Genomic DNA, 22,116 nt, shown 5'->3' with positions numbered 1-22,116 from the left:
GCTCCCAAATGGGCTTTTCGAGCGACGAACGCCCGGAGCCATAGCGAAGGCCGGCAGGCCGCGAGGGCACGTTGTCCCTTTCGCGTCGTCGTAGCAAATAGGGGTAAAGCTTCATGACTGTCGAAGTGTCACGCCTGTCGCAAAAATCCGTTCTCTTCGTCATGGCGGCTGAGGCCGAATACGGCCCGCACCTGAAGAACCTGTTCACGCCGCTGATGACCGGGGTCGGTCCGGTCGAGGCCGGGGTCAGGCTGGGCGCCGAGCTCGCGGCGTTGAAGGCTGAAGGCGCGCTTCCGGACCTGGTCGTCTCGCTGGGCTCGGCCGGCAGCCGCAGGCTGGAGCAGACCGAGATCTACCAGGCCGTGTCGGTGAGCTATCGCGACATGGATGCTTCGCCGCTTGGCTTCGAGAAGGGCGCGACGCCTTTCCTCGAACTGCCGGTGTCGGTGCCGCTGCCCTTCGTCATTCCAGGCATCAAGACCGCCACGCTCTCGACCGGCGGCGCGATCGTCTCCGGCGTTGCCTATGACACCATCGATGCCGACATGGTCGACATGGAGACCTTTGCCTGCCTGCGTGCCTGCCAGCTGTTCGGTTTGCCGCTGATTGGGCTCCGCGGCATTTCCGACGGCGCGGCCGATCTCAGGCACGTCAACGACTGGACGGAATATCTGCACGTCATCGACGAGAAGCTCGCCGCGGCCGTCGCCCTGCTGGAACAGGCGATCGGCGGCGGCCTGCTTGGTGGCTGACTGCCGGTTGGATCAGGCAGCAAGGCGTTGCGGATCGCCGAAATCGATGCGTGAAATGCGTCCACGGGAGGCGCCTGTCGCATCGATATAGTCGATTGCCCCCGCTGTATGATCGAGTTTCCACGCGCCGGCGGGGCCGTTTTTCCATTCGACCTTGTAGCCGTCGTCAAGCAGCGTCCAGGTCCCGTGAAAGCGCGTGCCATCCGGCAGGAGCATGTGCGCCCGATCGTGGGTTTCATAGTGGATGAAGGCGTTCTTGCCGCCCATGTCGATGACATGCGTGGTTCCGACCATGATAATGGCCAGCGTGTCCCTGTTCAGTATCGTCATTGTTCCTGTCCGCGGGTTTGCGTTTCTCGAATGGCCTCGACGCCAAGAAGATCGTCAAGTATCTTGACCATACGGAGTTCGAATTAAATGGTCAAGGAGCTTGACGAAAAAACTGACGGGCTGCCCGATCACGTCGGTTGGCGGCTGTGGCAGGCGAGCCGTGCCTGGCAGGCGGAATTTGCCGCTGCTATGCGGGCCGCCGGCCACGCTTGGTTCAGCGAAGCGCGTGCCGGGCTGCTTGGACACATTCCGCGCAACGGCACGCGCCAGTCGGCATTGATCGAGCGCGCGGCGACCTCCAAGCAAGCGGTTCAGCAATTGCTCGACGGGCTCGAGGCGGAAGGCGTGCTGGAGCGATTGCCCGATCCACGGGACGGGCGCGGCAAGCTCGTGCGCTATACGCGCAAAGGCCTGGATGCCTTGCGCGACGGCGATCGCATCAAGCTTCAGATCGAACGCAGCTATATCGATCGCATCGGCGAGCAGCGGTTCGCGGCGCTGATGGACGCCTTGCGCTCACTTGACGCCGGGCAGGGCGATGCATCGGGAGAAGCACCAGCATCGAAGTGAACGGCGCGACCGCGCCAACCCATTGCGCCGACTCGTTTCTTTCTCTAAAGGCTCGCCATGACGACGACAGCCAATCATCCCGACACCGTTCTGATTGTCGATTTCGGCAGCCAGTTCACGCAACTCATCGCCCGCCGCATCCGCGAGGCCGGCGTCTTTTCCGAGATCGTGCCGTTCCAATCGGCCGAAGCGGCCTTCAAGCGCATCGAGCCCAAAGCGGTGATCCTGTCGGGCGGCCCGGCCTCGACCACCGACATCGGCAGCCCGCGTGCGCCGCAGGTCGTCTTCGACGCCGGCGTGCCGGTGCTCGGCATCTGCTATGGCCAGATGGCGCTCTGCGTGCAGATGGGCGGCGTCGCCGAAAGCTCCAATCATCGCGAGTTCGGCCGCGCCTTCGTCGAGATCGAGAAGGAGAGCCCGCTGTTCGAAGGCCTGTGGGCGCCTGGCCAGCGCCACCAGGTGTGGATGAGTCACGGCGACCGGGTCATCGAGTTGCCGCCGGGCTTCAAGGTGCTCGGCAAGTCGGAAAGCTCGCCCTTCGCCATTTTCGGCGATGTCGAGCGCAAGATGTACGGCATCATGTTCCACCCGGAAGTGGTGCACACGCCGGACGGCGCCAGGCTACTCCGGAACTTCGTCCACAACATCGCCGGCATCGAGGGCGACTGGACGATGCGCGCCTATCGCGAGCACGCTGTGGAATTGATCCGCAAGCAGGTCGGCAAGGGCAAGGTCATCTGCGCGCTCTCCGGCGGCGTCGACTCCTCCGTCGCCGCACTTTTGATCCACGAAGCGATCGGCGACCAGCTGACCTGCATCCTCGTCGACCACGGTCTGATGCGCAAGGACGAGGCCAAGGGCGTCGTGGAGATGTTCCGCCAGCATTACAATTTGCCGCTGATCCTGGTGGACGCCTCCGACCGTTTCATCTCGGCGCTGGAAGGCGAGGCCGATCCCGAAAAGAAGCGCAAGACCATCGGCCGGCTGTTCATCGAGGTGTTCGAGGAAGAGGCGAAGAAGCTCGGCGGCGCCGATTTCCTGGCCCAGGGCACGCTGTATCCCGATGTCATCGAAAGCGTCTCCTTCTCCGGCGGTCCGTCGGTGACGATCAAGTCGCACCACAATGTCGGCGGCTTGCCCGAGCGCATGAACATGAAACTGGTCGAGCCGCTGCGCGAACTCTTCAAGGATGAGGTGAGGGCGCTCGGCAAGGAGCTCGGCCTGCCCGAAAGCTTCATCGGCCGCCATCCCTTCCCCGGCCCAGGCCTTGCCATCCGTTGCCCGGGCGGCATCACGCGCGAAAAACTGGAGATCTTGCGCGAGGCCGACGCCATCTATCTCGACGAGATCCGCAAAGCCGGCCTCTACGACGCCATCTGGCAGGCCTTCGCCGTGCTGCTCCCGGTGCAGACGGTCGGCGTGATGGGCGACGGCCGCACCTACGAATTCGTCTGCGCATTGCGCGCCGTCACCTCGGTCGACGGCATGACGGCCGATTTCTACCACTACGACATGAGCTTCCTCGCCGCCGCCGCCACCCGCATCATCAACGAGGTGCGCGGCATCAACCGGGTGGTGTATGACGTGACGTCAAAGCCGCCGGGGACGATCGAGTGGGAATAAAGGTCGGTCGTTCGCCAGCATTCGGCGACTATCGAAGAAACTTCATTAAACCTCTGAATCTTATCTTCTTTTCTCTCTAGGTCTATCGCTGACTATCGCCCCTAAGCGGAATCATTTGACGGTATATCTGACGGCATTCCTTTTCGCGTCATCTTCGCTGCAGACTGATGCCGTCAGTGCGCCGGACTCAAGCATGTTGGCATCTTTCGAGGTAAGGCATTGAATCCAATGGGCTCTCGCAGAGCCTTGACGGTAAAACGAATGACGGTAAAATTAGGCGTTTCACAATCCTAGATGCGCCCGTCCGTCTCCTCCTATGCTCACAGATATCGCACTTAAGAAGCTGAAACCAAAAGATAAAATATACAAAGTCACTGATCGTGACGGTATGTACGCGACCGTGGCTCCCACAGGGCAGATATCATTCCGATACGACTACCGAGTAAATGGTCGGCGAGAGACAGTGACGCTTGGCCGCTATGGGGAGGGAGGCATCTCGCTTGCAGAGGCGCGTGACCGCTGTCTTGCCGCACGAAAAATGGTTGCAGCCGGAAAATCGCCAGCCCAGGAAAAGCAGCGTGACAAGCGGCGCCTGTCTGGGACGGCCACGTTCGGCGATGCTGGCAGAAGATGGTTTAAAGAGGCGAAGATGGCGGACAGCACGCGCTCGATGCGCAAAGCCGTCTTTGATCGCGACATCTTGCCGATTTGGGACAAAAGGGTCCTCGCAGAAATAACATCGGACGATTTGCGGGCGCTGTGCGCAAAGGTGAGGGACCGTGGCGCACCGGCAACGGCCATTCATGTCCGGGATATCGTTAAGCAGGTCTATGGTTATGCCATTCTGCACGGCGAGAAGATCGCCAATCCGGCGGACGAGGTAGGGCCAGCTTCCATAGCCACCTTCGAGGCGAAAGACCGGGCGTTGTCACCCGCAGAAATTCGACTCATGCTGAAAGAGTTGGAAAATGTGCCGACGTTGTCGACCATTCGGCTGGGCGTAAAGCTGATCCTGCTCACGATGGTTCGGAAAAGTGAGCTTCTGGACGCGACGTGGGATGAGGTTGACTTCGAGAACGCGCTATGGAGCATTCCCAAAGAGCGAATGAAACGGAAGAAGCCACATAACGTCTACCTGTCCCGCCAATCCCTCGACATCATGATTGCGCTTAAGACTTGCGCCGCGAACTCTCGATACGTGCTTCCATCTCGCTACGACGCCGACGAACCCATGTCGCGCGCGACCTTCAATCGGATTACGATGGCGATTGTGGAACGCGCAAAACAACAAAATCTGCCGCTAGCTCCCTTTACCGTGCACGATCTACGGCGGACCGGGTCCACGCTCCTAAACGAGATCGGATTCAATCGCGATTGGATCGAAAAATGCCTTGCCCACGAAGACAGTCGCTCCTCCCGGGGCGTCTATAACAAGGCTGAATACGAACCGCAGCGGCGCCACATGCTGCAGGAATGGGCCGACATGATTGAAGCGTGGGCGGCTGGCAATAAACACGCACCCACACTGCAGCCGATTTCCGGGGCAGCCGTCATCCTCGATCCGATTTGACGGGCCTTCTCTTCCGTGACCGCACGTCTGGTCCTGGGGCCAGTTCGATTGAACCGGCAGAGGACGCGTTCCGCCGTTCCTGAATCCAGGCTTCGACTTCTCCCAGGTCCCAAACGACGCAGCGGGGGGTCAGATTGAACCGTCGTGGGAACTCGCCTCGTTGTTCCATTTCATAAATGGTCGTGTCCGATAGCGGGACGATTTCTCGCAACTGTGATCGGCGAACAGTTCGCACGACCTGTCGCGCCGCAATGTGAGGTAGAACCGGAAGGGAGCGATCCGCTGGCGCGGCCTCTATGCCTTGGCAGCTTTCGTGTTGAGTTTGCTTCTCCCGTTTGACCATTTGCATACCAAGGGCTCCTTCGGGCCAATGATCGCGCATCTGCTTCAATCTGAGTATAGCTCTCAACTACGATCGCATCGTCTCGTTTGACCAACCGGCGAGCTTTGCGATGGTCGAAAAGCCTAGGTCTTGCTCAGGAGCACACCCACTTCGCGAGCCTCAATGACAGTTTATTACGCGCCGATCCGCAAGAATGAACGGCGGCAATGGGGTACCTCCCTACGGCCTGCTGGTAGTTGTCGTCACCGGGCAGCGTCCCGATCGCACGGAAGGGCGCGGGCAAAGACCAGCACCACGGAGGCAGTATTCCTGATGGGGATACTGCAACACCTTTAGATTCCGGTTACCCGTTTTTACCCAGTTCGCCTGGTGCATTCAGAGCGAGGTATTTGGAAATCGCTTATGGTGGCTTTGGGCGAACTCGGGATGGAGGAGTGGACCCAGAAATTGGCAAAATGCCCCAGGGAGGATTACATGGGTCGCTCATTCGCCGTACTCTTTACAGGTGCCCGTCGCTACGCAAACAGCTTGCTTTTGACTTCAGCGTTTTTTGCCGTCTCGGCATCGCTCTCCAATTCGGCCGCTGCCGAAACCATGAACTGGCGCCAATTCGAAGGGACCAGCATAACTTGGGCCTACGACATCCACCCGTATGCCGATGCTCTGGCCGCGCAACTTCCCGAGTTTGAGAAGCTGACCGGCATCAAGGTCACGCCGGAACTGTACCCGGACGACTCCTACTGGAGCAAGATGACGATCCAACTGACGACGAAGTCGCCAGCATGGGATGTGTTCGGCACTGGCATTCAGCCCGCGTGGGACCTCGCTCCGAGTGGCGCTCTGGAGCCGCTGGACAAATACCTCGGCGATCCGAAGCTTACCGATGCTGGATATGACTTCAACGACTTCTTCCCGAGCCTACGCTCGGCGCTTACCTGGAAGCTGGAAGATGGCCAAGTCGCAACGGGGGATGGTGGCCAAATCTGGGCAATCCCGCACGCATTTGAGAACATCCAGCTGTTCTACCGCAAGGATATCTTGGACAAATACAACATCGCGGTTCCGACGACTCCGCCGGAAATGGCAAACGCGTGCGAAGAACTCAAAGCCGCCGATCCTTCCATCACGCCGTTGGGCGTCCGAGGCGTGCGTTTCTGGAGCAGTATCCACACCGCCGCAGTCTCGATCGCCCGCTCTTACGGTGTCCACGATTTCGTCGTCAAGGACGGCAAGCTCGACACGGGACTGGATTCGCCGGAATCGATCGCGTTCCACAAGGATTACGTGGACATGATCAAAAAGTGCGCGGCTCCTTCCTTCGCCAATGATAACTGGTACCAGGTCGTGGACGGCATCTCGTCTGGCCGCACCGCGATGGCGATCGACTCAAACATGTTCGGCTTCTGGAACGATGTTGCGGGAAAGCCGGCATCCGGCAAGATCGCCTTCGCTCCGCCGCTTCGCGCACCGAACGCCACGAGCTTCGATTCCAACATCTGGATCTGGGCTCTCGCCATGAACGCGGCTTCCGAAAAGAAGGGCGCGGCCTGGCTGTTCATGCAGTGGGCCACCTCCAAGCAGGTGGCCCTCAAGGGTGCCGTTGCCGGCCAGCTCGTCAATCCGCCGCGCACGTCGACCTGGCAGGACGAGACCTGGACTAAGTACGCTTCGCAGCCCGAGTTCAACAATTTCGTTGACAGCTTCAAAAAGACACAGGACCACGCCGCGCTGGCTTTCACACCGCGTGTCGGCTTCGGCGAAGCTATGAACGCATGGGCTGTGGCGATGCAGAAGATGGTAAACGGCGATGACGTCGAGACAACGTTGAGGGCGCTTGCCGAAGAAATCCGCGCTGGTCTCTGATCAAAAGGAACAGGGCAGTATTATTGCACTGCCCTGTTCCCGCCAACGACGGAGACCACGCCGTGTCATCCCAAGCACTTAAACCCATCGTGCCGGTGGCAGCCGAAGGACCTGGCGCGTGCGCTTCGTCCGGTTCGGATTCGCTGGAGGGGCGTTCCATCGACTGGTTCAGCCTTGCAATCATTCTTCCTGCCGTCCTTATCCTGTTCGGCTTCCTTCTTCTGTTCTTCTATGGTGTCTACCAATCTCTGACTGACCTTCGCCTGGGCAGGCCGATCGCTAAGTTCGTCGGCTTCGCCAACTTTATAGCGCTCGGCAGGACGGCTGATTTCTGGAACAGTGTTCGCGTCACCGTAACTTACGCGCTCTCGTCGGTCGTGATGGAGGCTCTGCTGGGCCTAGCAGTCGCGAAACTGTTCGCCTCCGGCGTGTTCATGGCCAGGGCTTTGCGTCCGGTCATCCTACTTCCCCTCGTCCTTCCACCCATGAGTGTCGCGTTGATGTGGACGACGATGATGAACCCGCAGAGCGGCATCATGAACTATCTTTTGTCCCTGATCGGGCTGGCGCCTTTCGCCTGGATTTCGGATACCAGGACCGCACTGCTTTCGGTGATAATGATTGATGTCTGGACCTACACCCCATTCTTCGCGCTCATCATCTTCGCAGGGCTCCAGGGCATCACGGACGATATTCGCGAGGCCGCCCGCATCAACGGCGGGAAGGCATGGGCCACATTTGTCAACATCGAGCTGCCGCTGGTCGCGCCCCACATCCTGATCGCCGCGATCTTTCGGCTTATCGAGTCCCTGAACCAGTTTGACATCATCTTCGGAACCACGCAGGGCGGTCCGGGAAACTCGACCTCGGCGCTTTCCGTGCAAGCCTACATCACGGCTTTTCAGAACCTTACATTCGGCCGCGGCGCGGCCTTGATGGTCGTCAACTGGCTCATCGTGTTGATCGGCGCGTTCTTTACCGTGAAACTCTGGCGGGCGGTTCGCCGCCGCGTGCAATAGGAGCCAGACCCATGGATTTCACGCGCTCCCTCACGACCAGGATCGTGCTCAACGCAATGGTTCTGATCTGCGTCGCCGTGCTCGCATTTCCGCTCGTGTGGATCGTCATGATGGCGTTGAAGCAGCAGAGCGACGTCATGGCCTGGCCTCCGAGCTTCGTCTTCACTCCCACAATGGACAATTTCCGCGTCCTGTTCGATGCGGCCCAGGCGGGCGCCACGAGCTATGGAACCATCAAGGTCGACTTCCTCAAACCCGTGATAAACAGCGTCGTCATCGCCCTCGGCGCAGTTGTGGTTTCGCTGATCGCGGGAGTCCCTGCCGGCTATGTATTGGCCAGACGCGACATCCCCTACAAGGAAGACATCGCGTTCTTCATCCTTGGGTTTCGCTTCGCTCCCGTTCTCTTGGTGGTGATCCCGCTCTTTAGCTTGTTTCAGTCCCTGGGCCTTTATGACACCTATATAGGCATGATCTGGGTCTACCAGGTCGTGACGCTGCCGATGATCGTCTGGCTGACACGATCCTATGTCGAGGACATCCCGAAAGACATCGAGGAGGCTGCGGCAATCGACGGCGCGAAACCGTTTCGTGTCGTCCTGCACATAGTCCTTCCGTTGCTGAAGCCCGGCCTCATCGGCGCGTCCCTGCTGGTATTCCTCCTTGCCTGGCACAACTTCGCGCTCGGACTGATGCTGAGTTCAACCAAGGCGCCTGTCACCGTCGCGCTGCTGAAACTCCTCAATCCCGGTATCCAATTCTATCCCGTCATGGCCGCCGGGCTGGTCGTTACCATGATCGTGCCGGTTATCCTGATCGTCATAGGACAGCGCCATCTTGAGCGCGGGCTGACCTTCGGAGCTGTTAAATGAACCCTTGCCCCCTGATCTTCTTTGGCACCACGAATCTCGACTTGTGCTTCAATGTGGAACGGCTACCCACGATAGGTGAAAGCTTGATCGGCTCTCTTGTCCGTCACCCCGGAGGCAAGGGTGCCAATCAAGCCGTGGCCGCGGCGAAGCTTGGCATGCGGCCAAAGTTCTTCACGCGCCTCGGCGATGATGAGGCGGGAGACGTCTTAATGCGCGCCCTGTCAGACGCCGGGGTCCTGACCGAGGCGGTCCAGATCGCGTCGGGCGAGGCCTCGGGGTCAGCGCTCGTCATGGTGGCAGACGACGGTAGCAACATGATCATCATCGATCCTGGCGCAAACGCGAATGTCACCGCGGCCGTGATCGACGAAGTCGCGCATCACATAGAGCCCAGGTCCATCGTGGTCGCCGAAATGGGCCTCCCCGTGAATGCGCTGGAGCGGCTTTTCGCGCTGAAGCCCAGGCTCGGCTTTCGCCTTATCTTCAATCCGGCCCCCGTGCGCACCGGGCTCTCTCGCAAGGCCTGGTCCCAGGTCGATTTCGTCACCCCCAACGAGTCAGAGACCTTCGAACTCACAGGAGTGGAAGTCGTCGATCCACAGAGCGCAGCCCGAGCTGCGACGATTCTACTCGAACTGGGGGCCAGGGCAGCCCTCATTACCCTGGGAGAGCGCGGGGCGTTCTATTCGAACGGCGAGGAAAGCTTTCTCCTTCCTTCGTTCCCTGTGGTCGTGGTGGATGCCACGGCGGCAGGCGATGCTTTCAACGGAGGGTTCGCGGCAGCGCTCGCCAGGAATGTGCCTGTCCGCGAAGCGGTCCGCCAGGCCATGGCCGTTGCGGCGCTCTGCGTCACGAGAAGGGGCGCACAGCCGTCAATGCCCACCGCCGCAGCTGTCGACGAGTTCCTGAACCACAGAACATTACTGGAGATACGATGACATCACCAATTTTCACGATGTCCGGCAAGACGGTTCTCGTCACCGGCGCGGGCGGCGGTATCGGTGCCGCCATCGTCAACGCCTTTCTGGCGAGCGGTGCCAATGTCGTGGCGACCGATGCGAGCAGTGAGGCGCTCACCCGGACCTACGGCATGGTTGAAGCCAACGGCCAACCGCTCACGCTCGCCATGGACGTGACGAGCGAACAGGACATCGTCCGCGTCCTCGACATCGTCGCCGAGCGCTTCGGACGACTGGATGTTCTCGTCAACAACGCCGGGATCAAATCGGCGGAGTCGCTTCTTTGCGGCGACAAGGCCAAGATCGACCGCACGATGCTGATTAATTCTGACGCGGTGCTCCTCTGCTCCAAGTCGGTCGTGCAACGATTTCTTCGTGACGGCGGCGGACGCATCGTCAACATCGGATCATCCCTGTCGTCGCAGGGCGCCGTATTCAACTATCAGGCAGGCGGAGCCGACTACTGTTTCTCCAAGGCCGTAGTCCACGATCTCACAAAACTTCTCGCCTATGAATGCGCACCCATGGGCGTCAACGTGAATGCCGTCGCGCCGGGCATAATTGATACGCCCATGCATGGCCGCCCAAAGGAGGAGACCGAAGCAAGGCATGCGGGTCGCATCCCGCTGGGACGGGTCGGATCGCCGGAAGACGTCGCCGGACTGGCGGTGTTCCTGGCGAGCCCCGCGGCCGCCTACATTACCGGTCAGATCGTTCATGTAAACGGCGGGATGTTGATGAATGGCTGATATGGTTTCAACGCTTGCGTGGCCGCGCATAACGGGGATCGTCTCCGACCTCGACGGCGTCGTCTATCGTGGCAAGAATGCGATCGAAGATGCTGTCGAGGCATTCAAGGCCTGGCAGGCCGAGCGGATCCCATTCTGCTTCGTCACCAACAACTCGACCCACACGGCCGGCGACGTCGTCTCGAAGCTGCGCGGCTTTGGCCTGGAGGCGGGGGAGGAGAACGTCGTCACATCCGCAGTCACCGCCGCGAAGATGATCCGGCAAACCTATCCCGCGGGGACGCGGACCTATGTCATCGGAGCGCCTTCGCTGAAGAAGGCCATCACCGATGCGGAGCTCGAGATCACCGACAAGCAACCGTGCGTCGTGGTCATGGGGCTCGACCGGGAAATCACGTACGAGAAGCTCACGATCGCAGTCGACGCGATCCTCAAAGGCGCGGTGCTGATTGGAACCAATCCGGACCTCCTGCTGCCCACCCAGACCGGTTTCGAGCCCGGGGCAGGTGCCTGTCTGACCGCAGTCTCGGCTGCCGCACGTGTGAAGCCCATCATCGTGGGAAAGCCGGAAGTGCACATGATCGAAGCTGCACTATCGCAGCTCGGCACAGATCGAGCCTCGACGCTGATGATCGGCGACCAGATACCAACCGACATACAGGCCGGGAAACGCGCCGGGCTATGCTCAGTCCTGGTGACCACGGGCGTTCCGCCGATCGACGATCCGTCGCTGCTGGCGCCGGATTTTACCGTATCGAGCCTGAAACAAATATTTTTGAAGCGCTGATGCGCGCCGGCACCTTGGGAGGAAATCATGGCTGAGGTTCGCCTCGAAGGGATCAGGAAGGCCTATGGCAACCTTGAGATCCTGCGCGATATCGACCTCGACATTCGGCATGGCGAGTTCGTGGTTTTTGTGGGTCCCTCCGGATCCGGCAAGTCGACATTGCTGCGCATGATCGGCGGACTGGAGAAGATCACCGGTGGAACGCTCAGGATCGACGACAAGGTGGTAAACAAGATTGATGCCGCGGACCGCAATCTAGGCATGGTCTTCCAGTCCTATGCGCTCTACCCGCATCTGTCCGTCCGCAACAATCTCGCGTTCCCGCTTAAGATGGCAAAGATGAAGAAGGACGAGATCGCCGACCGCGTCCAAGCCGCCGCCGCACTGCTCCAGATCGAGCACCTTCTCGACCGAAAACCAAGGCAGCTGTCCGGCGGACAACGTCAGCGCGTGGCGATCGGAAGGGCAATCGTCCGAGAGCCCAAGGTGTTCCTGTTCGACGAGCCGCTATCCAATCTGGATACCGAGCTGCGTGTCCAGATGCGAGTGCAGATAGCCAAGCTTCATAAGCAGCTGGGCAACACCATGATTTATGTGACGCATGATCAGGTCGAGGCGATGACCATGGCCGACAAGATCGTGATCCTAAAGGACGGGCGCATAGAACAGGTCGGGTCGCCGCACGATCTCTACCATCGGCCCGCCTCAAAGTTCGTGGCGGGTTTCATAGGGTCGCCAAGAATGAACTTTCTGCCCTGCAAGGAGAAAGGCTCCGACCAGGCAAGGACCGAGATTACCTTGAGCGATAAGATGTCCCGTTGGCTGCCGATACAGACGACATCGTCGAAAGGCGGCCGCGCGCTGACACTCGGCATCCGCCCCGACGATTTCGTGGCGCCAACCGGCATGCCGGGCGAGCTCGTCATCGAGATCGACGTCGACTTCGTTGAACATCTGGGAAGTGCGACATATCTCTATGGGACCGCTCTCGGCGACCATGTCGTCGCCCGATCGCCCAACCACCACTTTCCCGCCGGCAACGCCGGGCGGGTATCGCTCGCCGTCTCCGCTGCCGACTGTCACCTCTTCGACCCCGAAGGGAAGGCACTGACGAGGCTGGAGGCGCCCGGGAGCTGGAATTGAACATTGGATCCGCAAACGTGCTAGGATCGCGGCATTCCAATGGGAAAGCCTGAGATAACGGACTTCAAGCAAATCCTCGGCAACTCGCGTTCATTTATCCTGGGAGCCGCGATCGGCTCCGGCATGACAGCGCGGGCCGCCGAGCGCGCGGGGGCGGACTTCGTGCTAGCGCTCAACGCCGGCCGGTTCCGTGCGATGGGGGGGTCGTCTCCGGCGTCGATCTTTCCCATCCGCAACAGCAACGAATTCGTTGCCGGTTTCGCCCGCTCCGAAATCCTCAGGAGCACAAAACTCCCGGTGTTCTTCGGCGCCTGTACGTTCGACCCTCGGCTCGACCTCGATCGCTTCCTCGACAACATCACCCGATGGGGGTTTGCAGGGATCACGAATTTTCCGTCCGTGATCCATGTGGACGAGGCGCGCAGGTCGATTCTCGAGGGCTGCGGCCTCGGATATGCGCGCGAGGTCGAACTACTCATCAACGCCGCGGCGCGGGGGCTGATGACGATCGCCTACACCCGCACGCAGGCTGAGGCCCGCCGAATGGTCGAAGCGGGCGTGGGCGCGATCTGCATGAATTTTAATCTCAACCCTGCTGAAACTGCCGTGTCGTCGTCGTCCATCGGCCTGGCGGAACTCGCCGCCCGAACGGGAGACATCGCCCGGGCGGCTCACGGTATCAACAGGAATGTCGTCTGTCTGCTCGGAGGCGGCCCGATCACGAAGCCCCAGGAGTTGATGGACGTCTGCCGCGAGACAGGAACGCAGGGGTTCATAGGCGGTTCTTCCCTCGACCGGGTGCCGCTCGAAATGTCGGTGCTGGAGATGACCTCGGGGTTCAAGACCATCAACGTTCTGCGGGAAAAGGTCGATCTTATGGAGCGGCAGCTCCAGCTGAACGGCTACCGCCATGGCGTGATCGCGCAATCGGCGTTGATGAATCAGGCGCTTGACGCGGCAAAGCGTCTTTCGACGGGCACGAACCCGGTTCTGATCGTCGGCGAACCGGGCACGGGGAAGCGTCGCGTCGCGTCCCTGGTGCATGCCTTCGGCGCGAGAAAGCACCGCAAGCCGGTTACCTTCCCCTGCCGCAAGGCGCCCGGCAACCAGAACGAGATGGCGCTCTTCGGCATGGAAGCGGAAAAGGACGCACGGCGCCGGCTGTCGCTGCTGGAGATGTCAACGGAGACCTCCCTGGTCATTCTTCACCTCAACACACTTTCTGAAGACGGCCAGGAGCAGCTTGCCGATTATCTGGAGCGCGGCACCTTCAGCGCCGTAAACGGCGCGGTTGCGACGCGATCGGAAGCAAAGATCATCGCCACCTGCACCGTGCCGGCCGGAGCAAGCCTGGAAGCGCTGCCCCTATCGCCACGATTGAGAAGCGTCTTCGCCGGACTGGAAATTATCCTTCCTCCCATGCGGGACCGTCTGGAAGACCTTCCTGCGCTCATCCATCATTTCACAGTGGAGACCAAGGGCGATGCGGATGCAAAGGCGCTGACGATCGAAAACTCCGCCTTTTTGGCGCTGGCCAGCCATGCCTGGCCAGGCAATGTCAGGGAGCTTCGCCATGTCGTCGAACAGCTGGCCACCTTGCCCTCGAACACGTCGATCACGGCGGAACGGGTCCTTCCGGTCCTTGGAGCCAAACCGGCAACCAAAGCGACCACTACCCTTTCGGAGAGAGAATGGATCATCGACGCCTTGCGCCGGAACAAGCTTCACCGCGGCAAAGCTGCCGCCGCGCTCGGCATTACCCGCAAAACCTTATACAACAAGATCAAGAAGCACCGCATCCTAGAATGACGTCTCAGCCTTGGCGAGCGAGGGCGCCGGCAGCGACCAAACAGGCAGTTCACTACCCGTTTCGCCCAGACGCACAAGCGACGTGATCGGCGCTATCGGACAGGAAAGGGCCGTCGCCGGTAGATAGAGCATGGCTTCCGGCTGTTTCTCGAACAGGTTCCCTGCCGCGGCTGCGTCTCGATTAGTCGATGTCAGAGCTAAGCCCAAGCCATTCTCCGCGAACCATCTCATGCGCTCCAGCTCAATTGAATTCAGATGGTCTTCGGCCCCCGCCTCCGAGCTGGTTTGTATGAGAGAGGCTGGCGGAAGGTTCACCACGCCGCAGAAACCTTTCTCCGTCAGAGCATCCGCGACGTCCTCCCAAAGCGCGAACGGGTCGATCATCAAGATCGCTGCGTAGCAACGAGCGCCTGCAACGGGCTCGATCTCGTTGAGGCCGCGCAGCAACTCGCCATTCCAGTCGCAAACGGGAAGCGTCGCGATTACAAGGGGAAACCCAGCGGGCAAGGCGCGAAGGCTCGGCGCAAACACGTAGGCGTCATCGGCGCTCGGGGCATCGGTCCAGATCGGTCGGTCTACGATTACCCACCTACCCATATTTACCCATCTCTCCTTCGGCAGCCGATTATCCAGCCTGCCCGAAGCGTTTACTAGTCCTGGGCAACAAAGCAAGAGCGGTGCCTTGGAGGGCGAAGACATGGGAGCTCAAGGTTCGACGTCCCCTCCATCCCCTGCAGGAAGGTACGGAACATCGTGATCGCAGAGACAACCGTTGATAACTCCGTGGCCATTGTCGCGACGATGGACACGAAGCAAGTCGAGGCTTCGTTCGTGGCCGACATCGTCAGGGGCGCGGGACGCAGCGTCTTATTCGTCGATGTGGGCACCTCAAAGGACGGAAGGTTCCGGTCCAATGATCCGGCGGTTCTGCTTGCGGGAATCGCGCGCGAGGCCCGCAAGTCGGTGAACGGACTTTTCGAGACCGGCAAGGTCTCCGCCGTGATTGGCATCGGCGGCGGCAAGGGGAGCGGCGTGTTCGGCGAAGTCGTCGCCGACCTGCCATACGGTTTTCCCAAGCTGCTAGTCTCCAGCGCACGCCCGGCCCTGCTTGCCGAACTGGCCGGGAAGCTGGATGTCCTGCTCTATCCCACGCTGGTCGATCTCTTCGGCGTGAACGGGTTCACTTCGCGGGTGCTTGAAAACGCGGCGCGGGCAATCGCCGCCATGCATTACCTTCCCAAAGCGAAATCACGGCGAAAGATCGTAGCCATCACGTCGTTTGGCGTGACGACCCCCGCGGCCAATGCATGCGTCCGGCTTCTTGGGGACAAGAAGATGGAGGCGATCGTTTTTCCGGCGAATGGCGCTGGCGGTCGAAAGATGGAATCGCTGGTCGACGCGGGTGAATTCGATGCCGTAATAGATCTCACCACGACCGAGCTGGCCGACGAGCTCCTGGGCGGCACCGCCAGCGCCGGACCGGATCGGCTGACTGCAGCCGGGCGGTGCGGGATTCCGCAATTGATCGCTCCCGGCGCCGTGGACATGGTAAACTTCGGTGTCCTCTCCTCGGTGCCGCCCGAGTTCGCCGAGCGCAGGCTGTACGCGCACACACCGTATACGACCCTGCTGCGCACGACGCCTGAAGAGACGAACGCGATCGGACGTCTTACGGCGCAAAAGCTGTCGGCGTCGAGAGGACCCGCGCAAGTCCTGTGGCCCTCGAAAGGTGTATCGGATTACGACCGCGAAGGCGGGCCGTTTCACGACCCCGAGGCGAACCGCGCATGGCTCTCAGGCCTGCGCGCCGCGCTTCCCGGGAACATCCCCGTCCGGGAACTCAATTGCCACATCAACGATCCCGAATTCGCAAGTGCCGCGGTCGAATGGGTACTTGACCACATTGATACGGAGACCGCCGATGAGAATGTTTGACCGCAACGAAATCCTGGCCCGGATCGCCGAGCAGTCCGTAAAAGGCGCCGCGATCCTGGCTGCCGGTAGCAGCTGCGGCCTTGTCGCCAAATGTGCCGCGCTTGGCGGTGCGGACATGCTTGTCGTCTACAGCACGGGCCTCTCGCGGCTCATGGGCCTGCCGACCAGCCGGATTGGGGATTCGAACGCGCGGACCATAGAAATGGCCGACGAGATCCGCAATGTCATCTCCGACGTTCCGGTGATTGGTGGCGTTGAAGCGTGGGACCCGGTCCGGCTCGATCTCGACAGGCTTCTCGACAAGTTTTGGGCCGCTGGCTACTCCGGCGTGATCAACTACCCGACGATTTCGACGATGGGCGACAAGTGGCGCGACCGCCGTGGCCGCGTAGGCCTTGGCTTCGCGCGCGAAGTCGAGATGATCGCCACGGCGCGGAAGAAGGACATTTTCTCAATGGCCTATGTCGCCTCAGCGAACGACGCGGCGGACATGGCCAAAGCAGGCGCGGACTGCATCGTTCCTCATGTCGGCGCCACACGTGGCGGACTGGTCGGCCATGACGAGGGTCAGGCGATCGGCGAGGCGATCGAACGGATTAACCGGATCAACAACGCGGCGCGCACTGTCCGCGGCGACGTCATCCTTCTTGCCCATGGCGGCGCGATAGCCGAACCGCAGGACACCGAAGAAGTCTACAGGTCCACCGATTGCATCGGCTTTGTCGGCGCGTCCTCGATCGAGCGCATTCCGATCGAGCGGGCCGTGAAATCGGCTGCCGAAGCCTTCAAGGCCGTCCCCCTGAACCGCAAGAAACCCTAAGCACGACTGCCGAGGAATCCATGGCCGACACTGTAACCCCACTCGTGACCAAGCAGGAGGACCCCACACACTGGGACGCGGCCTACGACATGGTCGCGATTGGAAGCGGCGCGGCGGGCTTGTCTGCGGCCCTTTATGCTTCCCAGTCGGGACTAAGTGTGCTGGTGACCGAAAAATCCCCAAAGCTGGGCGGCACGACCGCCCTGTCGAACGGAATGATATGGGTACCCTGCTCGCCGCAGGCCTTAGCTGCGAAGGTCGAAGACAGCATCGACAATGCTCGCACGTATCTGAAGGGAGAACTCGGGAATTACTACCGGAAGGAGTTCGTCGAAGCCTATCTGGCGGATGGACCCGAGGCACTCATCGAGATCCAGAAGCACTCCGAGGTCAGGTTCACGCTCGCCGCGGCTCCCGATTACCACTCAAGCCGGCCCGGCGGGATGAACTCAGGCCGCGCGTTGAGCCCCGCTCCGTACGATGGCCGCCTGCTGGACAAGGACTTCGATCTGGTTGGCGATCCCATTCGCGTGGTTCTCGGAGGCATGATGATCTCTTCCGGCGAGGTTGGAAGATTCCTCAATCCCTTCAAGTCGGGGGATTCCACGAAGCATGTCCTGAGGCGCCTGGGGCGCTACATCGGCGACCGGATGCGCTACAGGCGCGGCACCGAGTTCAGCGGCGGAAACGCATTGATTGCGAGGTTCATCAAGAGCCTGAGACAGCTGCAGGTGGATATCTGGACCAGCGCGCCAGCCACCGGACTGATCATAGATCAGGGCAAGGTGGTTGGGGCGGTCATACGCAAGGACGGCAGGGACATGCGCGTGCGGGCAACTCACGGCGTTGTGCTCGCAACCGGGGGGTTCCCCCATGATGCCGGACTTCGCAGTGCTCTCAGCGGCGATCACCAGCATGACCAAAGCCTGGCCCATGCGGACGCCACGGGCGACGGCATCAAGATTGGACTGCAAGCGGGCGGCAAGATCGACAACGAGGTCGCGAGTGCCGGCTTCTGGACACCCGTGTCGCTGCTGCGCGAGAAAGGCGGGCGAATGCAGACGGTTCCTTACGGCTGGCTGGACCGCGGCCGCCCTGGCGTGATCGCCGTCGGCCCGGACGCGCGGCGTTTCGTCAACGAGTCGAACCCGTATCACGACATCTGCATGGCGATGTTCGAGAACGGCTACCCGAAGGATAAGCACTTCTACTTCATCTGCGATCATGAATTTCTCAAAAAGCGCGGAATGGGCCAAGTTCTTCCGTGGCCGTGGACCCTCAGCACGAAATCCTATGAGCGTGCCGGGTACATCCAGGTGGCGGATACCCTCGCGGCGCTGGCCGTGAAGATCGGCCTCGATCCCAAGGCGCTCGCACAGACGATTCAGGAGCATAACGAGCATGCCCGAACGGGTGTCGACCCGTATTTCCAGCGAGGTGAATCCGCGTTCAACCAAACGCTCGGTGATCCTTCCGTTGGCAAGCCGAATTCAAACCTCGGTCAAATCAAGACCCGTCCTTTTGTTGCCTTGCGGATCGTTCCAGCCACCTTGGGGACGGCTACCGGTCTTGCGACAGACACCTATAGCCGGGTGCTCGACCAGTGGGGAAAGCCGATCGATGGGTTATACGCCTGCGGCAATGACGCGACTTCAGTCATGCGAGGGGTCTATCCCGGCGCGGGCATCACAATCGGCCCTGGGATTGTGTTCGCATTCCGCGCGATCAAGTTCATCCGCGACAGCGCATTGCGCGGGCTTTGATATGCAGTTCGGTACCAGGACGTAAAAGACTGGGTCATACCAGTTCCCCATGTCTCCTGCGCCGACCAGGCCGATCTTTTGTCCTGTGTCGTACGCGTTGCGGGTGATGCCGGATCTCCGGTCAGGTCTATTGCATAACTCATTTACGCATTCCGAAAGAAGCCGTACTTTCTCAGAATGGGCAGCAGCTTGTGATGGTCATCGATGATGTAGTCTGGCTGCGCCGCCTGCAAACGTGATTCGGAAACAAATCCGCCTGTAATAGATATGCTGATCAGCCCGAGGTTACGTGCAATATCAGTTTCGATCGGCATGTCGCCAATGATGAAGGTCGACTCGGCACTCAGATTGTTCGTTTGCATGTACACGCCAAGCCGGTCGCCCTTACTCATAGATTTATATTGAGTGGCGCGGCTTTCAAATGCCAGAACCTCGGTAACACAATCGTCGATTCGGAGCCTTCGCAGTTGGGTACGAAGGGGCTCGACTATATGGTTGCTGAGAATGATGGTTGAGACAGCTTGTTGACGCGCCGTTTCCAAAATGAGGCGCGCGCCTTCGCGTAGATCGGCTTTGCTCGCCAGCGGTTCGTACATGTCGTGAAAAAAAGCGCTGTCATCGTTTTCCACTTCTGCGACCTCGCGCTCCGACATTCCAAGATTGCGGTAAAGGATAGAAAGTGGAACCTCGCACTGTTCCCGAAGAGTATGCATATCGATGGCAGCGCGACCGAAGCGGCTCAGAATAGCGTTGGTTGTTTGTAGAAATGCCTCGGCATCGTCAAGCAGGGTCCCGTTCCAATCGAATACAAGAGTAGGTTTCATTATGTGACCTCAGGCAGGCATAGTCAGGTTAAGGCGAGATTGATAGTCGATCTATTCAAATTCTTATTCGCGCGTTTTTCTCCTTCTGGAGTTGGCATGTCGAACGTAAACGGAGATAGATCAATCCCATCGGACCCTCCAGGCAGCAACGATATCAGAGCCTTAAAGGGCAGAAAGGTGATGGACGCAGCGTTGATTGATAGGGCTATTTTGCTTTCGATCATCCTGAGGATTTGCGGTTCGGTTTTATGAAAGCTAAGGCTTTCTTTCCGCTTTTTGGATGGCAGTGTTTTCCATACCTTCCAGAACGCCAGCTCGTCGATCGTCTCGATGCCCATGCCGTAGTAATTCGGTGCGACGATAGGCGGCGAACCGATCGCCCAATGCACAGCCTTCGCTCCGGCAGCATGGAGCATTGCTGTTACAGCCCGGCTTGTATCCCCCCGAATTAGTGCTTCGTCCACCATCATGACAACTCTGCCCCTAACATCGCTCTCTGCATTGACACAGTATTTCTGCGCGATAAGCGAGTTGCGAGTGCCAACGATACCTATAAGCGTCCGCTGCTGAAGTTGTGTTGCGATTACTTCACGTCGCTGGACGAAAGCGCCGTGTTTCTCGGCCAGAGACGCGAACAAGCCGTCGGCGTACGGGCCCCCGGTATGCGGCATGGAGGAAACGACAATAGGGGCAGAGCCCATCTGTGCCGCCACTTTCGGCGAAATAGTTCCACCGAGACTCGCGCCTATATTGTGCCGCGTGGCCAGGTGAGATTGACCTCGTATGGACGTTTCGAGATTTCCGATGTAAAGCGTTTCGTAGACGCAAAGCTTAGGGCTGTATCGGGTATGGCCAACGAAGCTGTCAATGCATTCTCCTGTTTTTCCATCCAAATACTTGATGTGGCCTGGCGAAACTTCCTCCGTGGTGCCTTGTAATCCGGCAAAAGCTGAATTTTCAGAAGCAAAAAGTATATCACCATCTTCCGTTTGCATAAATTCCAGCGGACGTAAACCGCTACTATTGCGGAAAGCGATCAGATTTCCTTCGCCATCTAATACAAGTGCACTCACGGCTCCATCAATCCGATCATCGATATCACGAAAGACATTTTCGTAGTTGACCGGGAGAGCATGCTGCCAAAAAGCTCTTTGGCAAATGTGCTCAATAAGCTTGAGCAGAAGCTCTGCATCCGTTTGGCCGTCGAAGCTATGCCCTCGCGCGTGCAATTCTTTCCGAAGTTCATTAGCGTTGACTAAAGCCCCATTCAACGAAAGGGCCAAATGGCGGCAGCCTGCTTTATGGTTATCAACAGGCTGGGCGACGTTGCCATCGTTTTCCAGGGAAGATGGACTTCGAATATGTGCAATCGCTACATGAGGCCTGAAATTCGCGTCCTGCCCATCGCAATCGATGGTTACCAATTCGCGTGGTGGCCGACACGACCTTATATGTCGAATTCCTTTTGCGTGCATGAACGCTGCAAGACCGAACCCAGCTTGTCCACGATTGTCAAGCTTCGGAACCATGTGCTTGAGCCGATTATAAACCGTCTGCTGTGAATGACTTGAAGGCAACACAAATGCGCCCGCAATACCGGACATCCGACTTTTCCTTCAATGCGGCTCAGCGCGAGCTCGTGGTTTGTTTCCACTTACGCAAGGCTCGTGCCAAGGTCTTGAAGGCACGCCTGACGATGCGCCACATCGTCTACGCGCCCGACGATCGGGATGTCGTCAAGCGGCCCTGATCCGGATGGTGGGACTTGCGATTCGCTGTCCTCGTCAGACGCCAGCTTAGGACTTGTCGCAGAATCGGTGGGTTTGCGGCATTAACACCGCGATTGTCGGCCACATGCGCCATCGGTCGCTTCAGGCGTGTGGTCGGAGAAATGCTGCTGGATTGCGGGATCGCGGTTTCTTATGGGACCATCCGCCGTGGCGTTCAAAAGTGTCCGGTTGAAGACGTTCATGTCTGAAGGCCGACAACAAAGCGGATGCACTCGGTTAGCTTGAATTCTTCGCAGGCAGCATGGGCGACGACAGCAATGATTACGGGGAGCGAGGGCGGTGGACCGAGGCGTGCCGGCGCGAAGAGGCAATCCGCGAATTCCTGGAGCGGTATCTACAAAGTTTGGGCGGTCAGGAACTGGACCTCAGCCCGGTCACCGCAAGCGCGGTCGACGCCAGGGACATCGCGCCCTCGACAAAGATCGAGAAGCCCTCGTGCGTCGAACGATGGAAGGCTTTTATCTCAAGCCGACACCCCCCCTTTCGCGCAGTTGGTTCGCCAAGTCCAAATCGCTTGCGCAAGCGGCCGGCCTTGCTCCACCAAACTGGCTCTCCATCAAATCCCGGGTTGAAGATGTCGATCTACGGGTGAGGG

The 22,116-nt window shown here is 59.6% G+C and carries 20 protein-coding genes; 15 read left to right on the top strand and 5 right to left on the bottom strand.

The genetic code is table 11. From position 1 onward, the window contains the following. The first annotated feature begins 113 nt into the window (after nt 1-113). On the top strand, nt 114-752 hold the full coding sequence (locus FJ423_RS04135; RefSeq protein WP_140839400.1) for a 5'-methylthioadenosine/S-adenosylhomocysteine nucleosidase: 639 nt from the start codon (nt 114-116) through the stop codon (nt 750-752). Nucleotides 753-764: 12 nt separating this feature from the next. Here FJ423_RS04135 and FJ423_RS04130 read toward each other — a convergent pair whose 3' ends face one another. Beyond that, a complete protein-coding gene (locus tag FJ423_RS04130; RefSeq protein WP_140839398.1) occupies nt 765-1,082 on the bottom strand; it encodes a hypothetical protein in 318 nt (105 codons plus the stop codon). 87 nt (nt 1,083-1,169) lie between these two features. Between FJ423_RS04130 and FJ423_RS04125 the strand changes: the two genes are divergently transcribed. The 3 genes from FJ423_RS04125 (at nt 1,170) to FJ423_RS04115 (ending at nt 4,845) form a co-directional block, all read left to right on the top strand. Further along, on the top strand, nt 1,170-1,652 hold the full coding sequence (locus tag FJ423_RS04125) for a MarR family winged helix-turn-helix transcriptional regulator (RefSeq protein ID WP_140839396.1): 483 nt from the start codon (nt 1,170-1,172) through the stop codon (nt 1,650-1,652). Nucleotides 1,653-1,709: 57 nt separating this feature from the next. Further along, nucleotides 1,710-3,275, top strand: a complete 1,566-nt coding sequence (guaA, locus tag FJ423_RS04120) for a glutamine-hydrolyzing GMP synthase (RefSeq protein ID WP_140839394.1) — start codon at nt 1,710-1,712, stop codon at nt 3,273-3,275. Nucleotides 3,276-3,591: 316 nt separating this feature from the next. Continuing rightward, on the top strand, nt 3,592-4,845 hold the full coding sequence (locus FJ423_RS04115) for a tyrosine-type recombinase/integrase (protein WP_064994668.1): 1,254 nt from the start codon (nt 3,592-3,594) through the stop codon (nt 4,843-4,845). Here FJ423_RS04115 and FJ423_RS04110 read toward each other — a convergent pair. Next, nucleotides 4,826-5,080, bottom strand: a complete 255-nt coding sequence (locus FJ423_RS04110) for an AlpA family phage regulatory protein (protein WP_084016063.1) — start codon at nt 5,078-5,080, stop codon at nt 4,826-4,828. The genes FJ423_RS04115 and FJ423_RS04110 overlap by 20 nt on opposite strands. Nucleotides 5,081-5,590: 510 nt before the next feature. Here FJ423_RS04110 and FJ423_RS04105 point away from each other — a divergent pair. From FJ423_RS04105 to FJ423_RS04070, 8 genes are all read left to right on the top strand, one after another. Beyond that, nucleotides 5,591-7,051 (top strand): sugar ABC transporter substrate-binding protein, encoded by a 1,461-nt coding sequence (locus tag FJ423_RS04105; RefSeq protein WP_224655862.1) that lies wholly within the window; start codon nt 5,591-5,593, stop codon nt 7,049-7,051. Between the two features lie 62 nt (nt 7,052-7,113). Next, on the top strand, nt 7,114-8,070 hold the full coding sequence (locus FJ423_RS04100) for a sugar ABC transporter permease (protein ID WP_084016024.1): 957 nt from the start codon (nt 7,114-7,116) through the stop codon (nt 8,068-8,070). An 11-nt stretch (nt 8,071-8,081) separates the two neighbouring features. Next, a complete protein-coding gene (locus FJ423_RS04095) occupies nt 8,082-8,942 on the top strand; it encodes a carbohydrate ABC transporter permease (protein ID WP_064994671.1) in 861 nt (286 codons plus the stop codon). Then, on the top strand, nt 8,939-9,880 hold the full coding sequence (locus tag FJ423_RS04090; RefSeq protein WP_064994672.1) for a ribokinase: 942 nt from the start codon (nt 8,939-8,941) through the stop codon (nt 9,878-9,880). The genes FJ423_RS04095 and FJ423_RS04090 overlap by 4 nt, the downstream gene beginning before the upstream one ends. Continuing rightward, nucleotides 9,877-10,650: a glucose 1-dehydrogenase gene (locus tag FJ423_RS04085; protein ID WP_064994673.1), complete on the top strand. Its 774-nt coding sequence runs from the start codon at nt 9,877-9,879 to the stop codon at nt 10,648-10,650. The genes FJ423_RS04090 and FJ423_RS04085 overlap by 4 nt, the downstream gene beginning before the upstream one ends. After that, entirely contained in the window at nt 10,643-11,437 is a 795-nt protein-coding gene (locus FJ423_RS04080) for an HAD-IIA family hydrolase (RefSeq protein ID WP_064994674.1), read from the top strand. Before FJ423_RS04085 ends, FJ423_RS04080 begins: the two co-directional genes overlap by 8 nt. Before the next feature lie 27 nt (nt 11,438-11,464). After that, nucleotides 11,465-12,580: a sn-glycerol-3-phosphate ABC transporter ATP-binding protein UgpC gene (gene ugpC, locus FJ423_RS04075; RefSeq protein WP_064994675.1), complete on the top strand. Its 1,116-nt coding sequence runs from the start codon at nt 11,465-11,467 to the stop codon at nt 12,578-12,580. Nucleotides 12,581-12,619: 39 nt separating this feature from the next. Continuing rightward, complete coding sequence (locus FJ423_RS04070) at nt 12,620-14,389, top strand: phosphoenolpyruvate hydrolase family protein (RefSeq protein ID WP_064994676.1); 1,770 nt, start codon at nt 12,620-12,622, stop codon at nt 14,387-14,389. On the opposite strand, the gene FJ423_RS04065 is transcribed toward FJ423_RS04070, so the two are convergent. Next, nucleotides 14,381-14,836, bottom strand: coding sequence for a hypothetical protein (locus FJ423_RS04065; RefSeq protein ID WP_140692109.1), 456 nt, complete (start codon nt 14,834-14,836; stop codon nt 14,381-14,383). The genes FJ423_RS04070 and FJ423_RS04065 overlap by 9 nt on opposite strands. 336 nt (nt 14,837-15,172) lie before the next feature. Here FJ423_RS04065 and FJ423_RS04060 point away from each other — a divergent pair, with 336 nt between their 5' ends. Genes FJ423_RS04060 through FJ423_RS04050 form a run of 3 tightly spaced genes read left to right on the top strand, consistent with a single transcriptional unit; the run spans nt 15,173 to nt 18,907 of the window. Continuing rightward, nucleotides 15,173-16,324 (top strand): Tm-1-like ATP-binding domain-containing protein, encoded by a 1,152-nt coding sequence (locus tag FJ423_RS04060; protein ID WP_245322047.1) that lies wholly within the window; start codon nt 15,173-15,175, stop codon nt 16,322-16,324. Continuing rightward, a complete protein-coding gene (locus FJ423_RS04055; protein ID WP_064994677.1) occupies nt 16,311-17,144 on the top strand; it encodes a phosphoenolpyruvate hydrolase family protein in 834 nt (277 codons plus the stop codon). Before FJ423_RS04060 ends, FJ423_RS04055 begins: the two co-directional genes overlap by 14 nt. A gap of 20 nt (nt 17,145-17,164) precedes the next feature. Then, entirely contained in the window at nt 17,165-18,907 is a 1,743-nt protein-coding gene (locus FJ423_RS04050) for an FAD-dependent oxidoreductase (RefSeq protein WP_064994678.1), read from the top strand. A 143-nt stretch (nt 18,908-19,050) separates the two neighbouring features. Here FJ423_RS04050 and FJ423_RS04045 read toward each other — a convergent pair whose 3' ends face one another. Then, nucleotides 19,051-19,731, bottom strand: a complete 681-nt coding sequence (locus tag FJ423_RS04045; protein WP_064994679.1) for an HAD hydrolase-like protein — start codon at nt 19,729-19,731, stop codon at nt 19,051-19,053. 23 nt (nt 19,732-19,754) lie between these two features. Beyond that, nucleotides 19,755-21,335, bottom strand: a complete 1,581-nt coding sequence (locus FJ423_RS04040) for a hypothetical protein (RefSeq protein WP_224655860.1) — start codon at nt 21,333-21,335, stop codon at nt 19,755-19,757. Nucleotides 21,336-22,116: the final 781 nt, after the last annotated feature.

The organism is Mesorhizobium sp. B2-8-9 (assembly GCF_006439475.1).
In the GTDB taxonomy this organism is placed as follows: domain Bacteria; phylum Pseudomonadota; class Alphaproteobacteria; order Rhizobiales; family Rhizobiaceae; genus Mesorhizobium.
Note: the sequence above shows the minus strand (reverse complement) of the source record. Positions and strands in the feature narration are given on the sequence as shown.